This is a genomic window from Endozoicomonas sp. (assembly GCF_965196975.1).
Lineage (GTDB): Bacteria > Pseudomonadota > Gammaproteobacteria > Pseudomonadales > Endozoicomonadaceae > Endozoicomonas.
In genome coordinates this window covers 2,131,337-2,151,457 of record NZ_OZ239981.1, presented here as the reverse complement: position 1 = coordinate 2,151,457, position 20,121 = coordinate 2,131,337, and the positions used below count along the sequence as shown (strand labels likewise).

Sequence of the window (20,121 nt, the reverse complement as noted above, 5' to 3'; positions counted from 1 at the left end):
GTAAACTGTTCTGGTTACTGATCTAGATGGGGTGTTGTCGATGAAAGTAAAAACGATCTGTGCCGTGATCGCGGTAATTGCACTTACGGGCTGTGAACACTCAGAAGAAAAGCCCAGTATTGATAATAAAACCGCGGAAGCCATCTGCAACGCGAAAGAGAGTTTGCCCGGTGGCTGGGCAAAATCTGACGTCACCCCAGAGGCTAAGAAAGCGGTGGAACTGGTGATCAAGGGAATGGAAAAACCGGCAAAACTGAAAAAGATGCTTGCGGTTCACTCTCAGATTGTCAACGGGGTTAATTATGCCTTGGAGTTCCAGTTGGAAAATGGAACTATCTGGAGTGCTATTGTCTATCGGGATCTGGAAGGAAAATACAGCATTACACAAATGCCAATCCCCGGACTGTTTTGTGACCACTGATTGATCAGTTTTTACCGCCATTTTGCGACAGCATCCGATTTATGGAATGATTCGCTTCGATAATAATAATTACCGGATGCTGTTGAGGTTCCCATGCCTGATCAACCCCGCGTGCTCTGTGAAGTAAAAGGTCACATTGCCTACGTCACCATGAATCGTCCTGAGAAACATAACGGTCTGGATATGGCCATGTTTCGTGACATGATTTCTACCGCCAGAAAGATTCGGAAGGATCGAGGGATTCGCTGCGTAATTCTTTCCGGAAATGGCCCCTCTTTTTGCGCGGGGTTAGATTTTCAGGCCGTCAATAAAGACCCGAGCATTGTGGCGAAAGTCTTTCTGAAGTTGCCCTGGACCAAACAGAACATTGCCCAGGAGATTGCCCATTGCTGGCGGGACCTGCCAGTCCCCGTCATTTCGGTTATCCATGGCAACTGCTTTGGTGGTGGGATGCAGATTATTCTGGCGACGGATTATCGCATTGCCAGAGCGGATGCCAGTCTCGCCATTATGGAGATGAAGTGGGGCCTGATTCCCGATATGAGTGGTATGGCTACACTTTCACGGCTGACTCGTATTGATATCGCCCAGGAACTGACCATGACCGGGCGTAAGTTCAGTGCCCGGGAAGGGCATGATTATGGCTTGATCAGTCGATTGGCTGATGACCCGATGGCAGAGGCTGAGCAACTGGCTGAGACGATTTGCAGGCAGTCGCCAGATGCGGTAGCTGCGGCGAAATACCTGTTCAAGAAAACCTGGAAGGCTGACACTTGGAAGGCCCTGCGTTGGGAGCGCTGGGTTCAGGCTCGACTGCTGGGGCGAAAAAATCAGCGTATTGCCATGAAGAACGGTTTGAGCAAGCAGGGAGAACCTCAGCCGTTTATTGATCGGCGTTCATTTTGACAGGTGTCTTTTCTTGCGGCGGTTCAGGCACGGCCACTGAATGGTTTTAATTGTATGGAGTAGGCACTGGGTTTTACGACAAACGACAGATTCTCTTTAATATCGTCCAATGGTGTGACCATCTGCCATTCAAAGTAATGGCAGATCATGGCAATTGAGGCCTTGATTTCCATCAGTGCCAGTTGGCGGCCCGGGCAGAAGCGTGGGCCACTGCCAAAGGGAATTAATGTTTCCGGTGAATGGGGTTGATGCAACTCCGGGTATAACCATCGCTGAGGATTGAACATTTCTGCGTGTTGAAACCATGAATTCCGCTTGCCGGCATATTCTGTCATGGTGATCAATGACTCCCCCTGAGGAATCCGTACGCCGTCTACCTCGGTTTCCTGCAGGCAGGTCAGGTATAACAGTGGTGTCACCGGCTTAAGGCGCATGGTTTCCTGAATAATGGCATTCAGCAACGGCAGTTTCTCCAATTCATCCCAGCTTGGTTCCTCATGGCTACTGATCCCGTTTCTCAGCTCTGATCTCAGTTCTGCCAGCAAATCCGGGTCAATAGACAGGTAATAGATAATCCAGCAGAGGGTGTAAGCGGTGGTATCTTCTCCTGCCAGCAGCATGGTGATAATGCTACCAAACAGGGTCTCATCACTGGTATCACCATTAAGATCATTCTGTACCAGCAGGGATTCGAGAAAGTTTCCGGGCTGTTGTATCAATTCCGGCTGTTCAGCCATTTTATTACGCGCCTGGCTGATGAAGGTGTAGACATGTTTGCGCATAACCTCCAGGGAATATTCCAGGTTTCGGTCAGTCGGGAGTTTGATGTATCGCCAATAGGGAAAAGGCGCATTAAGGCGCTTCCATAAAATGGGAAACACACGCATGAGGTGTATTTGAAATTCCAGCTGGTCATTCTCGAGTGTGTTGATATCGTAGCCCATGGTCAGGTCGGTAGTGATATCCACGGTCATTTTCATCATGTCTTCCCTGACTGCGATGGGTTGGTCTTGAATCATCTGATTCTGCCAACGGCCTTTCAAGCGATTAATGGCTCTGATTATGCTGGGGTAGAAACGCTGCAGGTGTCGTGCATCCAGCCCTCGGGTCGTGGTTTTTCGGCTGGCTTTCCACTCTCTGCCTTCCATGCTGAATACACCGTGAATGCCCAGCTCCTTGAAGACGGGTTTGATGCTTCTGATTCGGGAGAAACGGTCCGGGCGTTGTTTCAGAACCTGCTGAATGGCTTCTGGATCTCCCATTACGGTGAACCGTTCCGGTCCCAGCTTAATATTGAACCAGGAGCCATAACGGTCACACCACTGTTCCAGCTGCAAGTGCAGAGCGTGCATATCAAGGCCGATCAGGTTGCCCGCAATAGGTAGCGTTCTGGGGCCGGGGAGGTCACTGATTGTCCGAACTGCCAATGTTGCAGGAATCGTTGTTTCACTGCCGTCTTTTTTTTTCACCATGAACGGACTCTCATTGACGGGAAAAGGATGTCGTTTTTCATGGCGTTTTATTCGGTAGGATTATCGTCCATGTGGTGCAGGCCTGATCCAGAGTTTGTTCATTGGTAACTATTCAGCACCCAGCAAAGGCGTATTGTTGTAATTTCGAACCGCTTTAAGAAGCGCCTGAAATATGTTCAACCCCTGCTTTTTAGCAGATGATAAATAGCTTCGGATTCGGGTAAACATGGTACCTCCGTCTTCGCTTCTGAAGCAGCCTGAGATCTTCTGCTTAAGTTTGGCCATCCTGGCATCACGTTCACTGCCATTGTTATCGAAGGGAATTGAAAAGTCCGACATGAAGCGCAACGTTTCAACCTTAAACTCAATAAGCCTTTTGAACAGGTTGTAGGCCTTGGTATTCCTGACCTTCTTACGTCCAAGCACCTGTCGTTGTTTTTCCATATAAGCGGTTTCCTTCGTGAGAGCCCTTTGAAGGATTTGGTCGTATATCGTCTCAATGCGAAGCTGTATTGCACCAGGCATTTGAGTCAGACCGGCTGCTTTGTATTTCTTGCAGAAGTGCCAGGAGAGCGTAAGCAATTTCATCAGCCGCAGAGCCAGCTTATTCGCATCCCTATCGACAACTCCCTGAAGCTCTCTCAGATGATGGGCATTACAAAGCACATGCACTGCCGCATAGGCAAAGTAGGACTTCCAATGATCGTGAACCAGAATGCCTGCAAAAGTCAGCAGGATGCCCATTGCATCCATTGCTTCACAACCTCGCCTTTCTGAGAGGTAGTAAAGCGTCCATTGGTCATCTCGCATAATGTGTAACCACCACAGTGAACCGTCAACCCGCATGCCAGTTTCATCCGCTCCTGCAACCGGACTTTCTTGTAAAGCATCGCGGATACTCTGCTCAGTAGAGGCCAGGTTCTCATGGGTATAGGCAACAAAATTGGCAACAGAGCCTGCGCTGACACTCATGCAATAAATAGTATTGAAATACTCAGACACCCGGTGATATGGGATGAAGTGATACTGGTTTAAATGAACAGCCATTGCCTGAGTCACTTCTCCGTATTGAGCAGCGGCTTTCACTCCTTGGGGAAACTCAGCGGTGTTCCGTTTACCACAAGGACATACTTTAACGTCTGCCCAGTACGCGGTAACTTCAAATTCTCCGGGTCTACCTGGATCAAAAACCTGTCGCTCAATGTATTTGGTGGGTTTAATATCGATAAGCGAAGACTGGCAACAGCAACATTTTTCAACCTTCAGATGCCTGACATAATCGGGTAAGGCGACACGTCTCAAACAAGAGCTTTGATGACCTTTCTGGCCACCTGGTTTATTGCCTGAAGATGGTCTAAGGCTTTTGGGGTTCGGTGTTTCCTGTGAGGAGCAGGGGGCTTCTTTGGAAGATGTATCACCTTTATCACTCCCTTTTTTACTGGGCTTTTGATAACCATCTGACGATGGTGGCTTACTACTGTTTTGACTGTTTTTATTAACCCTTTCTTCCAGTTCGCTGCAACGTTCCCGTAAAAGCGCATTCTCGGTCCGAAGCTCTTCATTCTCTTTAAGGAGAGCTTCGGTAAACGGAGTAGCTGGGAAGTCTGGTTCCATACTGGAGATTTGTTAGAAAAATTGAGTATAAGATGATGGTCGAAAAATCAGAAAATTCCAGATTTATATGAAGGGTGCTGAATAGTTACGTTCATTGTTCAATACAGGGGACGTCTGTTTGAAACAGACCTGGAGGCTGACGGCAATACCACTGACGCCAGCCTTTAGTGTAGATTGTTTTAGCGTTAAGTCAGGGGGTTAGAAAACAATGGCGCAACCGGACCGGCCAAAGTCTGTTGCCCGGTCATAGTCCATGTGGTCGTTGTTGGCCTGTTGATGGATGACATCCCATTTTGCTTTCAGCTCATCGTATAAATCGGAGCATTGGCTTTCCCCATGGTACGAAAGCACATCGGATATTTTTCTGGCTGCCTTCAGTGCATGGCCATGGTGAGCCATTTCATACTTCATCAGTGAGTCGTAGTAGCAGTTAAATTTTGCATTGATCAGACTGTCCTGCTGTGAGGCATAGTCCAGTTTGGGCATGCTGATGGTGGTTGTGAGGTTAATGTTAGCGGTGTCAACTTCACATCGGTCATTACCCAGCTCTCTGGGTTCGAAGTTCCATTCGATCAGCCATTTGCTATGACCGTGATGTCCATTAGGGGGTGTTTGATTGATGGTAGAAGCAATCTCTTCTGCCGAGGGGGGGGAAATGGTGTAGTGCTGGTAGTCAATGGTTGATTTGAGGGAGATCTTATCGTCATTCTGCTCAATGTCGATTACTGCTCTTGGGATGCTCGCTGGAGGCTCTGTGTCCACAAGGCCATCGGAAACCTCTGTACCGGTGAGTGTGATTAATTGCCAGTAGGAGTCTGGCTGAACCTCTGCATCGGTCAGTGCGACCAGTTGCCAGGTTGGTTCAGGCTCTCTTGTTTGCCTGCACTCTTGCGGATGAGGCTTCTGTTGCTTAAACAGTTTAACTGGATAGTGCTTTCTTACACATTGATCCTTGAGGTACTCTCTACCACCTGCGCCGATACATTGATCGGCAAAAGCGGTTGTCTGAATCAGACACAGCATTAGCGTTGCTGAAGATAACTTGTATATCGTCATATCAGAATCCTGAAAGAAAAAGGGGGAGGGTACGTGTCAAATGACGTTTATCTTATAGCACCGTTTCTACAGGGTAGATGTGGATTTTTTTCGGTAAAACAGTAGTAAGTCTGCTGGGCTGCTAGTAGGCTGGGCATGATCTTTTGGAGATCTGGTAATGTTATGTTATAACACCTTGCATCTTGATACTGGGTACTGGCCTCTGCTGACATGATGAGGACAATACCGAAAGGAATCGCAGAATATGACCATCAGCCTCTGCCGGAAAGACCATGGAAAAGACAGCAAACGATTGCTGTCCTGTCTGATGGTGGCGGTTTATCTGCTGGTGGTGCATTTCACATTGAGCCACGTTCATACTGCACCGGACAACACCCTGCAGTCTGAAATATCCTGGCAGCATCCCGTTATTTCACTGGTTGATGATACACCTGATAACCAGAACACTGAGCACCGCCATTCATCCGCCTGCATGCTGGTGTCTCAGGCCTCTTCGCCTTTACATCTGTCCAAAACAACCGTTCTTTTCGACCCAGTTCATAACGAACAACCCTATCTCCTGTCGATTCATTCTCCCACCCCAACGAAACGACAAACCCGGGCACCTCCTGGCTACAAAATCTGACATTCGATTTTTTTATCCATTATTTTTCTTTCAGGATTTTGTATGCGTCACTTTTCAAAAATGGCCGTTGTCACCTGCTCCTTACTATCAACTGGCGTGCTGGCTGATGCCAATCGTCATGCCGATGCCCATGTGCATGGTGCCGGTCATTTAAACTTTGCCATTGAAGGTCGTCAGGTTCATCTTGAGCTGGAAACACCGGGGTTTGATATTCTTGGCTTTGAATCCATTACTTCTGACGCTCAGCGCGGGCAGCTTAAAGATGCCCTGAATGAACTGAAAAAAGACGATTTATGGTCTTTTACACCGGCGGCTTCCTGTACATTGAAAACGGCATCGGCTTCGGCCAGTGGTGAGCATGGAGAAGGTCATCATGACCATCATGCGGATGCTGATGATCACCATGACTCGCACCATGATGATCATGGCCATGACAAGCACCATGCAGAGGCAGACGACCATCATGAATCACACCATGATGATCATGGGCACCATAATCAACATGCAGATTCAGGTGACCACCATGAATCTTCGCACATGGATATTGCCGCCACCTATGTTTATGAATGTGCCAATATTGCCAAGCTCAACAGTATATCGACCCGACTGTTTCAGCGGTTTGGCAACAGTGAGCAGTTGAAGGTTCAGGGTTTTACCGATTCAGGTCAGATAGCCGGGCAAATGAGCCGTCAGCGACCAGAGGTGCGCTTCTGATATGAGCAGTCTCCGTCAACCGGTGATTCATCTTAAGGGTGTCCAGTTTGGCTGGAAGCCGGGAACTGTGGTTCTGGATATACCGGAGCTGTTGGTCAGTCAGGGTGAGAAAGTGTTTATCCGGGGGCCTTCAGGATCGGGTAAAACGACGCTCCTGGGACTTCTTGGGGGAGTGCTCACACCGGTTGCCGGTGATGTGTCTGTGCTTGGAAATGACATTGGTCGTTTTTCATCGGCGCGGCGGGATCATTTCCGGGCGGATCACATCGGTTTTATCTTTCAGATGTTTAACCTGATTCCTTATCTATCGGTGATTGAGAATGTCACACTGCCACTGGGGTTTGCTAGAAAGCGTCGTGAAAACGTGCAGTCCATGGGCGTTGATGCCGGGCAGGAAGCGATTCGACTGCTGAATCACCTGGAGCTTACGGATACGCAGCTGCTACAGAGACCGGTAACCGAACTCAGTATTGGTCAGCAGCAGAGAGTGGCTGCGGCCAGAGCGTTGATTGGACGCCCTGAACTGGTGATTGCGGATGAACCGACGTCTGCCCTGGACAGTGATACCCGTGAGGCATTTATCCGCCTGTTGTTTACGGAGTGTGAGGCTGCCGGCAGTACGCTGGTTTTCGTCAGCCATGACTCTGCCCTGGAATCACTGTTTGATCGTTCGGTTGCCCTGAATGAAATCAATCGTGCCAGTCAGCATCGGCCATTGTCAGCTGAAGCATCGGGGGTGGTTTGATGTCGATTCTTCATCTGGCGGTGAAAAGTCTGAGTAACCGGAAAACGACGGCATTGCTGACTATTTTCTCCATCGCCATCAGCGTTGCTCTGTTGCTGGGCGTGGAAAGGGTTCGGGTTGAGGCACGAAACAGTTTTACCAGTACTGTGTCTGGTACCGATCTTGTGGTTGGAGCCCGGAGTAGTTCGCTTAACCTGCTGCTCTACTCGGTGTTTCATATTGGTAATGCGACCAATAACATCACCTGGGAAACGTATCAGGACCTGTCCACCAATAAGGCGGTCGCATGGACGATACCCATTGCCCTGGGGGACTCCCATCAGGGGTATCGCGTGGTGGGTACCTCTCAAACCCTGTTCGAGCACTTTCGTTACGGTGATGATCAGCCCATCCGCTTCAGAAAGGGGAAACCATTTGATGATCTCTATGATGCAGTCATTGGTTCTGAAGTGGCGGCGGTTCTCGGCTACCAGGTTGGGCAGGAGATTGTCCTGAGTCATGGCGTGGAAAGCAGGGCTCTGCAGGAACATCAGGATAAGCCTTTCAGGGTAGCTGGTGTGTTAACACCTACCGGAACCCCTATGGACAGGGTGATTATGATCTCTCTGGAGGGGATTGAAGCGCTGCACATTGACTGGGTCAATGGAGCGGCGCCCAATGCACTTTTCTCTGTGTCTGCCGACAGGGCACGGGCCATGGATTTGCAACCCTCCAGCATTACGGCCTATTTTGTGGGCCTGAAATCACGGGTGGCCGCTTTTCGTTATCAGCGTGAAGTGAATGAGTATCGTCAGGAAGCGCTGACGGCTATTTTGCCGGGTGTGGCTCTTGGGGAACTCTGGCAGCTGGTGGGTTCCGCTGAAAAAGCATTGCTGGCTGTTTCAGTGATGGTGGTGATTGCGGGGTTGGTTGGCATGTTGACCACCATTCTCACCTCCCTGAATGAACGGCGAAGAGAAATGGCCATTCTCCGCTCAGTAGGCGCCCGACCCGGGCATATCTTTACCCTGATGATTACCGAGTCCCTGATCTATGCCATCACTGGCACACTATTGGGTTTTGTAATGATGTATGGAATGCTGTTCGCCATTCAGCCAGTATTGCAAATGCAGCTGGGTTTGCACATTACCATTGCGTTACCAGGGCTGTTTGAGTGGGTTCTGGCGGTCGCCATCATTGTTTCGGCGACCATACTGGGTGCAGTGCCTGCCTGGCGAGCCTATAAAAATTCATTGGCAGATGGTCTGACGGTCAGGCTGTAGGAGAGCGAATAATGATAACGAGAAGACAACGCTTTGGCTGGATGGCACTGGTGCTCATGGTGCCTTTTATGCTGATGAATTTTGCCATGGCGGCAAAGATTGAACCCCCAAAGGCGCCTCCAGTTAAAGAGATTAACTGGGATGACCTGATGCCTCCGGTGGATGAGGAAATTGTCCGAAAGTATGAGGCCGGTGAAATCAGCCAGGTCGAGGCCATTGATTATATTGTTAAGCTGGGCAAGGTTCCTGTAAAAGACATGGATCAGCAGCGGGTTAAAATTCCCGGTTACCTGGTACCATTGAATATAGGTAAGGATCAATCAGCAACAGAGCTGTTACTGGTGCCCACCATGGGAGCCTGTGTTCATGTACCACCACCGCCACCTAATCAAACCATTTTTGTTCGCTATGATAAGGGTATTAAAGTGACGGAAGCGGGCTATACACCCTACTGGCTGGAAGGGGTGATCAGGGTTGAGAACAATACGTCCGAGTATACTGATGTTGTTTATGCCATTACGGTGGAAAGTATTAAGGAGTTTGAATAGGTTGGTGAGAGTCGCATTGCCATGAATATCTGCGTCAGAGTCTGGGATCAGACTTTTTCGATGAAGGCTAATTAGTGCAGTGAGCTTCAGACAGCGTGTTAGTTTTTAGCCAGCCTGCCATTGTAGGAAAACAAAAAACCGCCATTATATTTGGCGGTTTTTTCGTATCGGGCCGTGCTAAAAACTGGGTTGAAATAAACCTGTCAGAGCCGTTTTCCTTACTAAGAGTATATCATTGATTAAGCTACTTTTTGTAATATTCATAGGCTTCTTTGGCTGTTTTTGATGTTACCCTATTGAAACATTGATTGAATTCTAACTCTGAACGCTTTTTGCTTCTTTCAAATGATTCGTTGTAATCTCTGAGCTTTGTTTTTTCATGGTCAATGTTGACTGAAACAGGAGTTTCGTTACATTGTTCTTCGTAATCAACAATGGTTTCTGTTTTGCATTCTGTTGTTAGTTGATGATCGTATTCATAACTTCTACAAACGGTGTTCCCCGGTTTTTCTATTTTGACCCTTTTGCAGCTTTTTACCATTCTATAGCCCAGGTTAATGGCCGTGCTGCTCTCAAAAGCCATGTCTTCAAAGTCCCTGGCCTGCTGTTTATAGGCTTTCACTACAGAATCTTGCTCGCAAACGAAGTTGGCTCGATCAGCAGGCGTCATTTTTTCAAAGTCTCGTAACGTTACGCAGCCACTTAAAAAAAGAATGCTGAGAATAAGGCATATTCTTATCTGGTTCATTTATTCAGTCCCGATTTTTATTTTGGCTTCTAGCGTCGATTGTAATGATGAAATTTTAGACTAATTAATTTTTATCAGGATGACGTGAAATGATTTTATGGGTTTTTCCTGTGTAACTTATTAAAAATTAAGGGGTAAGATACAAACTTAAATAAAATTATTGATTGTCCTTGCTAACAGAAGTTCGATAAGTATCAACGAAGAGTGACTCACAATAACTGCATGCACCAGACGGCCAATGCTGCCAGATGAAAGAAAGAGCGTTGCCAGGGATTTTCGGGCAAAGCACTTTCTCTCCGGAAAACTGGCTTTGTGACGTGAACCGTTCGATGATTACTTGTGAAGAGTTCCCCTAATCGTGTTATAACATCCTATCCTGATTGGCTCCTCTGTTAACTGTATGGCGAGTGACCATGGAACCTACACTGCATTCTGCTACGTCCCCCATTGTCTACGAGATTGCTGAACTCCTGATTTCCAGAGGTTGGACACTGTCTACGGCCGAGTCCTGTACCGGAGGGGGGATTGGTCATGCCTTGACGGCGATGCCCGGTAGCTCAGCCTGGTTTGAAGGGGGGGTCATCTGTTATGCCAATGGCGTAAAGGCTCATCTTCTTCATGTGCCGGAAGTGTTGCTCAATAAGTACGGTGCCGTCAGTGAACAGGTGGCTATCGCCATGGCTCAGGGTGTACGGAAGTTGCTGAAAACCGATATTTCCGTGGCGGTGACCGGGGTTGCCGGACCGGGTGGCGCGACACCGGAAAAGCCGGTAGGAACCGTGTGGATAGCCTGGAGCACCGGACAGGAAGCCGCTGCAAGGCACTTTCATCTTGAGGGTGATCGTGATCAGATCAGGGAGCAAACGGTTGTTCAGGCATTGCAGGGGATTCTGACCTTGTTAACCTGAAAAAAGATCCGTTCCTGTCGAAGCAATAAATATACTGGACAAATATCCAGTATCTGTTTAAATATACAGTATTACTTATTTAGCTGTTCCTGATGAAGTCAGAATCGAACTGAGGGCGTGAAGAATGGATGATAACAGAAAAAAAGCGTTGGCAGCAGCACTTGGCCAGATTGACCGACAGTTTGGTAAAGGCGCCATCATGCGGATGGGTGACCAGAAGCAGGAAGCGATCCCGGCAATTTCCACCGGTTCTCTGCAGCTGGATATTGCCCTGGGTATTGGCGGTCTGCCAAAAGGCCGTGTTATCGAAATCTTCGGGCCTGAATCTTCCGGTAAAACCACGCTGACCCTGAGCGTTATTGCCCAGGCGCAGAAGCAGGGCGCTACCTGTGCCTTCGTTGATGCGGAGCATGCCCTGGACCCCCAGTACGCCGGTAAGCTGGGTGTGAATGTGGATGACCTGTATGTTTCCCAGCCGGATACCGGTGAACAGGCTCTGGAAATTACTGACATGCTGGTTCGTTCCGGAGCAGTCGATGTCATTGTTGTTGACTCTGTTGCTGCGCTGGTACCCAAGGCTGAAATTGAAGGTGAGATGGGGGATTCTCACGTTGGTCTGCAAGCCCGTCTGATGTCTCAGGCTCTGCGTAAGCTGACAGGCTCCATCAAGCAGACCAACTGCATGGTGATCTTCATCAACCAGATCCGTATGAAGATCGGTGTGATGTTTGGCAACCCGGAAACCACTACCGGTGGTAACGCACTGAAATTCTATTCTTCTGTACGCCTCGATATCCGTCGTACCGGTGCCGTGAAGCAGGGTGATGAAGTGATTGGTAACGAAACCCGCGTTAAGGTTGTGAAGAATAAGGTATCACCTCCGTTCCGTCAGGCTGAATTTCAGATTCTTTATGGCCAGGGTATCTACCATATGGGTGAGGTGATTGACCTGGGTGTGAAGCAGAAGCTGATCGATAAGTCCGGTGCCTGGTATGCCTATAAAGGCTCAAAAATTGGGCAGGGTAAAGCCAATGCTGCCCAGTATCTCTCTGATAATCCGGAAGTGGCGGCCGAAATCGAAGGGCTGATCCGTGATGAGTTGATGAGTACGCCAGAAAAAGATGCTGCCAAAAAGGCGGAAGCTGAAGCAAAGAAAGATGCGGGTAAAAAAGGTGACGCTGCCGCTGCAAGTGTGCAGCAGGACGAGCTGCTGGCTGAGTAATTGAATGTCTGCTGAAGCCATTCAAACGGTAAAAGATGTCCGTCGGGCTGCCATGGATCTGCTGGCCCGACGGGAACATGGTTTTACCGAGCTGGCCCGAAAGCTCTCGGTCCGTTTTCCCCATGAACTGGTGATTGAAGCGCTGACCCGTCTACGGGAGGAGCGGTTGCAAAGTGACGACCGCTTTGTTGAAAGCTACGTTTACAGCCGACAACAGCGAGGCTACGGTCCGGTTCGTATTAAGTCGGAACTGTTTCAGAAAGGGATTGATGGCGAGCTGATCGGTCAATACCTGTTGGAGCAGGATGATCATTGGGATGAGCTGGCAAAAGAGGTAAAAGAACGAAAATTTGGAGCCTCTGCTCCCAGAGATACTAAAGAGAGAGCCCGACAGACCCGTTTCCTGGCTCAGCGGGGCTTTTCCATGAGCCAGATATATCCTGCACTTTCTGGTAAAAACTGACTGTTATTTTCAACACTAAGGCACAGGGACACAAAGAAAGTTTTTTCTTTAACTTCTTTTGTTTGGCTTATACAGCCCTATCAAATAAAAGGGTTGAGTGGGCAGAACCAACTTGGTGTCTCTGTGCCTTTGTGGTCATTTTATTAAAAGTAAAGTTGCAATTTGCAATTACAGAAGACCGATTACATAGTCGAGCCCGCCTTTAACCGCCGCAACCTGAGCATCGTTACACTCTTCATCGGTCACTTTGGGGCTGTCCGGATAGACTTCCGTTGTCGTTCCATAGGTACAGTTGGTGACACCGCCGCATAAGCCAAGCTTAACCATCGGGTAATGGATCACACCATGCTGAACCATGGGTGAGTCGATAAGGTTTCCTTTCTCGTCAGCTGGCGCTATATGAGTGACGTTTGCCACAGACTCAATAATGGCTGCCTGAAATTCTGGCTGTGGATTTTCACTATCACCAACGGTGTAGAAACCATCAGGAATACTGCAGGGGACATACTCAATACCATTACGGGCTGCCAGGGCAGGGCGGAACTCGGTTTCATCGGTATCTGTGGTTTCGTGCAGGTCAAAATGGACCAGTACATTATCCAGTGTTGCAACCAGCTTCATCAGATTGGCTGACTCTTCAGAAGGGCTGTCCTGGTAAAATGAACGGTTTGGGTCAACTGCGTTTGGATTCCAGCGATTTATGGTTTCATAACCCCAGGGGCTGACACAGGGGGCAGCAACAACATTAAAGTGTTCCTGGTAATGCTCTGCCAGGGTATCCATAAACTTGATTGCACCGTGAACACCACTGGTTTCGTAACCATGTACACCACCCGTGATCAGAACGGTTGGCTTATTGCTGTCCCAGTTTTTACTTTTCAGGCAGAACAATGGAAAGCGGGCTTCATCGTAAGAGAGTGCACCGTACTGTTCGATGTCAAAGCGGTCTCCCAGGGCTTTGATTTTGGGAACCACTTCCTGTTGATATTCACGCTTGATCGTCACCTGTTCGCGCCAGGCCAGGCGTTCAGTGTCACTCCAGGGCTTGCCGGGTGTTCCAATCGGATAGCTTTTTGTTAATTGCATGTGGTTCCAACAGCTTGATTATTGTGAAAGTACAAATACAGTGCCGGACTGTTTTTTGTCCGGCTCGTTGAATGGTAATGTCAGTGTGTATGATGGCTCAAGAATGATGATGAAATTTATGAGATTTGAAAAGAAAGAAGGTCCCGGAAGGTAATGCCAGCAGTCAAAGGTGATTGTATTCAGTGCCGTTTGCCCGAGCGCGCCTGTATCTGCCCGTTAATCCCCCGGGTGGAATCTTCTGCCTGTTTCTGGCTGATTACTCACGATAAAGAGTTTGATAAGCCGACCAATACGGGCAAATTGATTCAGGCAGCGATACCCGGTAGCCGCCTGTTCAACTGGAGCCGGACTGCACCGGATGAGGAATTGCTGAGACTGTTGGAGGATCCGGCCTGGTTACCAGTACTGTTGTTTCCAACGGAATACGCTGTGGAAGCGCAGAGTAAAGCAGCGCCATGGCGTCATCATGCCTGATCTGATTGTAACATTGCCTTCATTATCATTGATGCAACCTGGCAGCAGGCCAGAAAGATGTATCGTCAAAGCCCCTGGCTGCATAACTTGAGTTTGCTGAGCTTGCAGCCAGAGGATCCATCCATTTATAGCCTCAGGCGAAATCGTCAGGAACAGCACCTGTTTACTGCCGAAGTGGCAGCGCTGGCGCTTGGACAGTTGGGTGAAAACACGAATCGTCAGCTGATGGAGGCACTGGTGCAAGTCTATTGTGACCGATATCTATGGGCTCGCAAAGGACAGAGAAAGGAAGAAAACCAAAGGTCTCTGGGCATTCTTGAGCAATACCAGCCAGATGGTTAACAGGACTTTCATGAGAAAAACCCACAAAAAGCACACGATTGATGCGGTGAAATGATCATTTTTTTTCACCGTTCCTATATAATGGCCGTTTTGCGTAAATTTACTATGAAAAGGCCGCTCGTTCAGACTTTGCAGGCATTTTCGTGTTTTGGAGTGAGCGGCCTTTTCCGCTCATGGCTGTTAAGAGATAACTCCCCCGGTGGGAACTGTATATGAAGACTAACGAAATACGTTCTGCTTTTCTGGAATACTTCAGGGAAAACGGCCATGAAGTGGTTGCCAGTAGTTCTCTGGTACCCCATGACGACCCAACCCTGCTGTTTACCAATGCCGGGATGAACCAGTTCAAAGACACTTTTCTGGGTCGTGAGCAGCGCGACTACAAACGTGCCACTACCTCTCAGAAGTGTGTGCGTGCCGGGGGAAAGCACAATGACCTCGACAACGTCGGCTATACCGCCCGTCACCATACCTTCTTTGAAATGCTGGGTAATTTCAGTTTTGGCGATTACTTCAAGAAAGAAGCGATCCATTTTGCCTGGAACTTTCTGACCGGTACGTTGAAGCTGCCTAAAGAGCGTCTTTGCGTCACCGTATATGCTTCTGACGATGAAGCCTACAATATCTGGTTAAACGACATTGGTGTCGCAGCGGACGATATTATCCGCATCGGTGACAACAAGGGAGCACCTTATGCTTCCGATAACTTCTGGCAGATGGGCGATACTGGCCCCTGTGGTCCCTGCACCGAAATTTTCTTTGATCATGGCGATCATATCTGGGGTGGCCGTCCGGGTACGCCAGAAGAAGACGGTGACCGTTTTATTGAAATCTGGAACATCGTATTCATGCAGTACAACCGTCAGGCCGACGGAGAAATGCAGCCGTTGCCCAAGCCATCGGTTGACACCGGCATGGGCCTGGAGCGTATTGCCGCAGTGATGCAGCATGTGAACAGCAACTACGAGATTGACCTGTTCCAGTCTCTCCTGAACGATGCGTCTGAGATTATCGGTGGTGTCGCTACAACTGAAGCGTCCCTGCGCGTTATTGCCGATCACATCCGTTCCTGCAGTTTTCTGATCAGCGATGGAGTGATGCCATCTAATGAAGGCCGCGGCTACACGCTGCGCCGTATTATCCGTCGTGCCTGCCGTCATGGGCACAAGCTGGGAGCCAAGGAATCCTTCTTCTATAAACTGGTGGGCTCACTGGTGAAGGTGATGGGCGACGCTTATCCGGACCTGGCAAAAAATCAGGCGCACATCGAGCGGGTTCTGCTGCAGGAAGAGGAGCAGTTTACCCGTACCCTGGATAAAGGGATGAAACTGCTGGAAGAGAGCATTGCTTCCATGAAGGGAGAGGTGATCTCCGGCGAAACACTGTTCACTCTGTATGATACTTACGGTTTCCCGGTTGACCTTACGGAAGATATCGCCCGCGAGCGTGAGCTGAAAGTCGACATTGATGGCTTTGAAAAAGCGCTGGAAGCCCAGCGTGAACGTGCCCGTGCATCCAGCAAGTTTGGTGTTGACTACAACGATCAGCTGGTGATTGAAGGCTCAACGGCCTTTACCGGCTATGAGAGCACGGCAGGTCAGGCTCGCGTTCACTCCCTGTTTGTCGGTGGTGATCAGGTAGAGCTGATCGGTGAAGGCCAGCAGGCGACGGTTGTTCTGGAACAGACGCCATTCTACGCCGAGTCTGGTGGCCAGGTAGGTGATACCGGCCTGCTGAACTTTGCTACTGGCTCAGTCCGTGTCGTGGATACCCGGAAGCAGGGTGATCATCACCTCCATATTGTCGAAGTGGTATCGGGTGAGCTGAAACCTGGTGATGAAGTGTCCGCTGATGTTGATGCTGCTAAGCGTCATGCGACGTCACTGAATCACTCGGCAACTCACCTGTTGCATGCAGCCCTGCGAGAGGTACTGGGTGATCATGTAACCCAGAAAGGCTCGCTGGTTGATCCGGAGCGCCTGCGTTTTGACTTCTCTCACCTTGAAGCGGTTAAGCCGGAAGAGCTCAAGACCATTGAAACGCTGGTGAATGAACAGATTCGTGCCAACACTCCGGTTCAGACCGAGCTGATGGATATGGGCGCCGCAAAGGCCAAAGGTGCCATGGCGCTGTTTGGTGAGAAGTACGCCGATGAGGTGCGGGTCCTGACCATGGGTGCTGACAACTTCTCCATCGAACTCTGTGGTGGTATTCATGCCAGTCGCACTGGTGATATTGGTGCGTTCCGCATAGTTGCTGAAAGTGGTATTGCCGCCGGTGTGCGCCGTATCGAGGCGGTAACGGGTGCTGGTGCCGAAGCTTTTGTTCAGACACGGTTTGCTGAGTTAGACAACGCTTGTCGAATGATGAAGGCCAAGCCTGAAAACCTTGAAGCCAAATTGCAGGCGCTGGTTGCCCAGAGCAAGAGCCTGGAAAAAGAGATGCAGCAGCTGAAGCAGAAGCTGGCGAGTGCCGGCAGCTCAGATCTGGTGTCTCAGGCGGTAGAGGTGAATGGTGTTAAGCTGTTGGCGACAGAGCTTGAGGGTATTGATCCCAAGTCCTTGCGCGACATGGTTGACCAGCTGAAGAACAAACTGGGTTCCGGTATTGTGTTCCTGGCGACCCAAGCCGATGGCAAGGTGCCTCTGGCGGCAGGTGTTACCAAAGACCTGACCGGACGCGTCAAAGCGGGTGATCTGCTGAAGATGGTGGCTGAGCAGCTGGGTGGCAAAGGTGGTGGTCGACCTGATTTTGCTCAGGGAGGTGGCTCCCAGCCTGAAAATCTGGATAAAGCGCTGTCGTCTATTAAAGGCTGGCTGGAAGGTCAGTTGTAAGCAGATTGGCCAGAATAGTTATCTGTTCTGACAGGCAAATGTAAAAACGGGCTGTTCCGCAGGGAGTGGCCCGTTTTTTATTGCCCTGAGGCATACACCCGGGTAGCGATTCATGGTACATTCTGCCATCCACTGAATGATAGAGATGGCAGCTTACGCTGTCCGGCTCCTGCCAGAATGTCTGTATTGTATAAAAGTGTGCTGTAAAATTTTATGGGACGTTACAGCGGGGAGCTGGTACAGGGAAGCTTGATCATAAGGAGTCTGTCCGAAAATAGACTGTCCTGCTGCGGTAGCAGGAAATTGGCCTAAAAATTCCGTTTTGTTCGACAAGTAGAACCGCTGTTCACCTCGCAAACCGAATTTTTATCCTCAATTTTCTGCGATTTTTGCTAAGGGCGTTATTCCCGGACAACCTCCTAGTCATGGCTGATTGAAGTAGAACGAATAAGATGGCGCTAATAGTACAGAAATTTGGCGGCACCTCTGTAGGCACTACTGAACGAATTCAGGGAGTTGCTGACAAGGTCAAGGGGTTCCGCGAACAGGGGCACGACGTAGTGGTTGTGGTTTCCGCCATGAGTGGTGAAACCAACCGTCTGGTTGAGCTGGCCCAGTCCATGCAGTCACAGCCTACGCCCAGGGAGATGGATGTTATTCTCTCGACGGGTGAGCAGGTGACCATCGGCCTTTTGAGTATGGCTCTGAATGAAAGGGGCTGTCCTGCCACATCCTATACCGGTAGCCAGGTGGCGATTGTTACTGACAATGCCCATACCAAGGCCCGTATCAAACGTATCGATACCGAACGCATCACCAGGGATCTTGAACTTGGCCGTGTTGTTGTGGTTGCCGGTTTCCAGGGTCGTGATGAAGAAGGCAATATCACTACATTGGGCCGGGGCGGTTCTGATACGACAGCAGTAGCGCTGGCGGCAGCGTTGAAAGCCGATGAATGTCAGATCTACACCGATGTCGACGGAGTTTACACCACTGACCCGAGAGTGGTTGAAGGTGCACGCCGCCTGGACAAGATCACCTTTGAAGAAATGCTGGAAATGGCCAGTCTGGGCTCCAAAGTTCTGCAAATCAGAGCCGTTGAGTTTGCTGGCAAGTACAATGTTAACCTGAGAGTTCTGCATACCTTCCAGGATGGCCCTGGAACACTGATTACACTGGATGAGGGTATCGCCATGGAGTCACCGGTAGTTTCCGGCATCGCATTCAACCGAGATGAAGCCAAACTGACGATTAAGGGCGTACCCGACATTCCCGGTGTGGCCTCCCGGATTCTTGGTCCGGTCAGCCGTGCCAATATCGAAGTCGATATGATTGTTCAGAATACGGCTGAGGACAAAACCACCGATTTCACCTTCACCGTTCATCGTAATGACTATGAGCGGGCAAAAGTTGTGGTCGAGCAGATCGTTGAAGAGCTCGAAGCTCGTGAATACGATGGTGATATGAAGATTGCCAAGGTCTCGATTGTTGGCGTAGGTATGCGCTCGCATGCGGGTGTTGCCACTAAAATGTTTGAGGCTCTGGCAGCGGAAGGGATTAATATTCAGATCATCTCAACGTCTGAAATCAAGGTTTCAGTCATCATTGCTGAAAAGTATCTGGAGCTGGCTGTTCGGGCGCTCCACTCGGCTTTTGAGCTGGACAGGGAACCATTGGAAGATAATGGGGTCTAAAACGTCAATATAATCAAAACCGTGGGCCTCGCGAGGGGTCCATACTGCCTCTATCTCCCTGATATGAAAAGGGTGAAAGAGGCAGTGTTATCAAGCCCTCAAACCATTTCCGGCAGGTAAAAATACGAATGGAAATCTTGAACTTGGTGACTAGACTGGGTTTGCTGAATAATTCTTAAGCATGAACGGTTGAGCTGACATATACTTCAATACTTTGAACTGAGTACTAAAGCAGTTTGAAGGGCAGGCAATTTTAATGTGAAATAATGTCTGTGCTGGGGTTGGTGTCGTATAATTTCACGCGAACATTTTGGGTGATTTCATCAGCTTCAAACCAATGCACCAGCGTGCTCAGAATTGACGGTTGTTGACTTAACAGAGATGTAAATAAGGAGATTGAAATGCTGATTCTGACTCGCCGCGTAGGAGAGACCCTGATGGTAGGGGACGAGGTCACTGTCACTGTTCTGGGTGTAAAGGGTAACCAGGTTCGTATCGGTGTTAACGCACCAAAAGAAGTCGCAGTTCACCGCGAAGAAATTTACCAGAGAATTCAAAAAGAGAAAGAGCACAAGAAAGGCGGTACTGGTCGCTCTTATGAAGAAGACGAAGGTTACGAGTCTGGATACGAATCCGAGTCTGAATCTTACGAATCTTACTGATGGATTTAAAACTGTCGTTTATATCTCTGATTGAGTTCATTAGATCGTTTTAATACGTAAACACAGTTTTCGAAAATGCCTGACTTATTGTCGGGCATTTTTGTATCTGCAGATAGGTACTAAAAATCTGCAATGCTCTTCATTCAAATCGTTGGCTTCTTTGATCCGCTTTTTAAACATAGCGGGGCTCATTGAGTCGTTTGTCTCTAAGCCAGCGTGTTGCACATGGGCTGCCCCTGACTCTGAGTTCATTTACACAACTCCAAGCCTCTACTCTGTATCTCTACAAGTTGTTAACCGAGAGTCTCTGTTTATGCTCATGGCG

At 49.2% G+C, this 20,121-nt stretch carries 17 protein-coding genes and 2 pseudogenes; 14 read left to right on the top strand and 5 right to left on the bottom strand.

What is annotated here, in order from left to right; translation table 11 throughout:
• The first annotated feature begins 40 nt into the window (after window positions 1-40).
• Complete coding sequence (locus ACOCLE_RS09600) at window positions 41-421, top strand: hypothetical protein (RefSeq protein ID WP_419536517.1); 381 nt, start codon at window positions 41-43, stop codon at window positions 419-421.
• Between the two features lie 93 nt (window positions 422-514).
• Window positions 515-1,327, top strand: a complete 813-nt coding sequence (locus tag ACOCLE_RS09595) for a crotonase/enoyl-CoA hydratase family protein (protein ID WP_419536516.1) — start codon at window positions 515-517, stop codon at window positions 1,325-1,327.
• A 23-nt stretch (window positions 1,328-1,350) separates the two neighbouring features.
• Here the strand turns inward: ACOCLE_RS09595 and ACOCLE_RS09590 are convergent, their stop codons facing one another.
• The 3 genes from ACOCLE_RS09590 to ACOCLE_RS09580 form a co-directional block, all read right to left on the bottom strand.
• The gene (locus tag ACOCLE_RS09590; protein WP_419536515.1) at window positions 1,351-2,799 is read right to left on the bottom strand and encodes a cytochrome P450; all 1,449 of its coding nucleotides are present in this window, start codon (window positions 2,797-2,799) and stop codon (window positions 1,351-1,353) included.
• 108 nt (window positions 2,800-2,907) lie between these two features.
• The gene (gene tnpC, locus ACOCLE_RS09585) at window positions 2,908-4,413 is read right to left on the bottom strand and encodes an IS66 family transposase (RefSeq protein ID WP_419535703.1); all 1,506 of its coding nucleotides are present in this window, start codon (window positions 4,411-4,413) and stop codon (window positions 2,908-2,910) included.
• Window positions 4,414-4,611: 198 nt separating this feature from the next.
• Window positions 4,612-5,469: a DUF922 domain-containing protein gene (locus ACOCLE_RS09580; RefSeq protein WP_419536514.1), complete on the bottom strand. Its 858-nt coding sequence runs from the start codon at window positions 5,467-5,469 to the stop codon at window positions 4,612-4,614.
• Between the two features lie 244 nt (window positions 5,470-5,713).
• Between ACOCLE_RS09580 and ACOCLE_RS09575 the strand changes: the two genes are divergently transcribed.
• The 5 genes from ACOCLE_RS09575 to ACOCLE_RS09555 are packed head-to-tail and all read left to right on the top strand — an operon-like array spanning window position 5,714 to window position 9,363.
• Window positions 5,714-6,094 carry a hypothetical protein gene (locus tag ACOCLE_RS09575; protein ID WP_419536513.1) on the top strand — a complete coding sequence of 127 codons (381 nt, stop codon included), beginning with the start codon at window positions 5,714-5,716 and terminating at the stop codon, window positions 6,092-6,094.
• 42 nt (window positions 6,095-6,136) lie between these two features.
• A complete protein-coding gene (locus tag ACOCLE_RS09570) occupies window positions 6,137-6,808 on the top strand; it encodes a ZrgA family zinc uptake protein (RefSeq protein WP_419536512.1) in 672 nt (223 codons plus the stop codon).
• Window position 6,809: 1 nt separating this feature from the next.
• Window positions 6,810-7,553, top strand: coding sequence for an ATP-binding cassette domain-containing protein (locus ACOCLE_RS09565; protein WP_419536511.1), 744 nt, complete (start codon window positions 6,810-6,812; stop codon window positions 7,551-7,553).
• Window positions 7,553-8,815 carry an ABC transporter permease gene (locus ACOCLE_RS09560; RefSeq protein WP_419536510.1) on the top strand — a complete coding sequence of 421 codons (1,263 nt, stop codon included), beginning with the start codon at window positions 7,553-7,555 and terminating at the stop codon, window positions 8,813-8,815. Before ACOCLE_RS09565 ends, ACOCLE_RS09560 begins: the two co-directional genes overlap by 1 nt.
• Window positions 8,816-8,826: 11 nt before the next feature.
• Entirely contained in the window at window positions 8,827-9,363 is a 537-nt protein-coding gene (locus ACOCLE_RS09555; protein ID WP_419536509.1) for a DUF3299 domain-containing protein, read from the top strand.
• Window positions 9,364-9,607: 244 nt separating this feature from the next.
• On the opposite strand, the gene ACOCLE_RS09550 is transcribed toward ACOCLE_RS09555, so the two are convergent.
• A complete protein-coding gene (locus ACOCLE_RS09550; protein WP_419536508.1) occupies window positions 9,608-10,111 on the bottom strand; it encodes a hypothetical protein in 504 nt (167 codons plus the stop codon).
• Window positions 10,112-10,524: 413 nt separating this feature from the next.
• On the opposite strand from ACOCLE_RS09550, the gene ACOCLE_RS09545 reads away from it, so the two are divergent.
• The 3 genes from ACOCLE_RS09545 to ACOCLE_RS09535 all read left to right on the top strand — a co-directional run bounded on the left by ACOCLE_RS09545 (window position 10,525) and on the right by ACOCLE_RS09535 (window position 12,704).
• Window positions 10,525-11,019: a CinA family protein gene (locus ACOCLE_RS09545; protein ID WP_419536507.1), complete on the top strand. Its 495-nt coding sequence runs from the start codon at window positions 10,525-10,527 to the stop codon at window positions 11,017-11,019.
• A 124-nt stretch (window positions 11,020-11,143) separates the two neighbouring features.
• Window positions 11,144-12,241, top strand: a complete 1,098-nt coding sequence (gene recA, locus ACOCLE_RS09540) for a recombinase RecA (protein ID WP_419536506.1) — start codon at window positions 11,144-11,146, stop codon at window positions 12,239-12,241.
• Between the two features lie 4 nt (window positions 12,242-12,245).
• On the top strand, window positions 12,246-12,704 hold the full coding sequence (locus tag ACOCLE_RS09535; RefSeq protein ID WP_419536505.1) for a regulatory protein RecX: 459 nt from the start codon (window positions 12,246-12,248) through the stop codon (window positions 12,702-12,704).
• Between the two features lie 168 nt (window positions 12,705-12,872).
• On the opposite strand, the gene ACOCLE_RS09530 is transcribed toward ACOCLE_RS09535, so the two are convergent.
• Window positions 12,873-13,790, bottom strand: a complete 918-nt coding sequence (locus tag ACOCLE_RS09530; RefSeq protein WP_419536504.1) for a M14 family metallopeptidase — start codon at window positions 13,788-13,790, stop codon at window positions 12,873-12,875.
• Between the two features lie 153 nt (window positions 13,791-13,943).
• Between ACOCLE_RS09530 and ACOCLE_RS09525 the strand changes: the two are divergent.
• From ACOCLE_RS09525 to csrA, 4 genes and pseudogenes are all read left to right on the top strand, one after another.
• Window positions 13,944-14,606: pseudogene (locus ACOCLE_RS09525) on the top strand (tRNA-uridine aminocarboxypropyltransferase).
• Window positions 14,607-14,818: 212 nt separating this feature from the next.
• Window positions 14,819-17,440, top strand: a complete 2,622-nt coding sequence (alaS, locus tag ACOCLE_RS09520; RefSeq protein WP_419536503.1) for an alanine--tRNA ligase — start codon at window positions 14,819-14,821, stop codon at window positions 17,438-17,440.
• A gap of 452 nt (window positions 17,441-17,892) precedes the next feature.
• Window positions 17,893-19,134 (top strand): aspartate kinase, encoded by a 1,242-nt coding sequence (locus ACOCLE_RS09515; RefSeq protein ID WP_419536502.1) that lies wholly within the window; start codon window positions 17,893-17,895, stop codon window positions 19,132-19,134.
• A 401-nt stretch (window positions 19,135-19,535) separates the two neighbouring features.
• A pseudogene (csrA, locus tag ACOCLE_RS09510) lies at window positions 19,536-19,700 on the top strand (carbon storage regulator CsrA); the annotation flags it as partial.
• Between the last annotated feature and the right edge of the window lie 421 nt (window positions 19,701-20,121).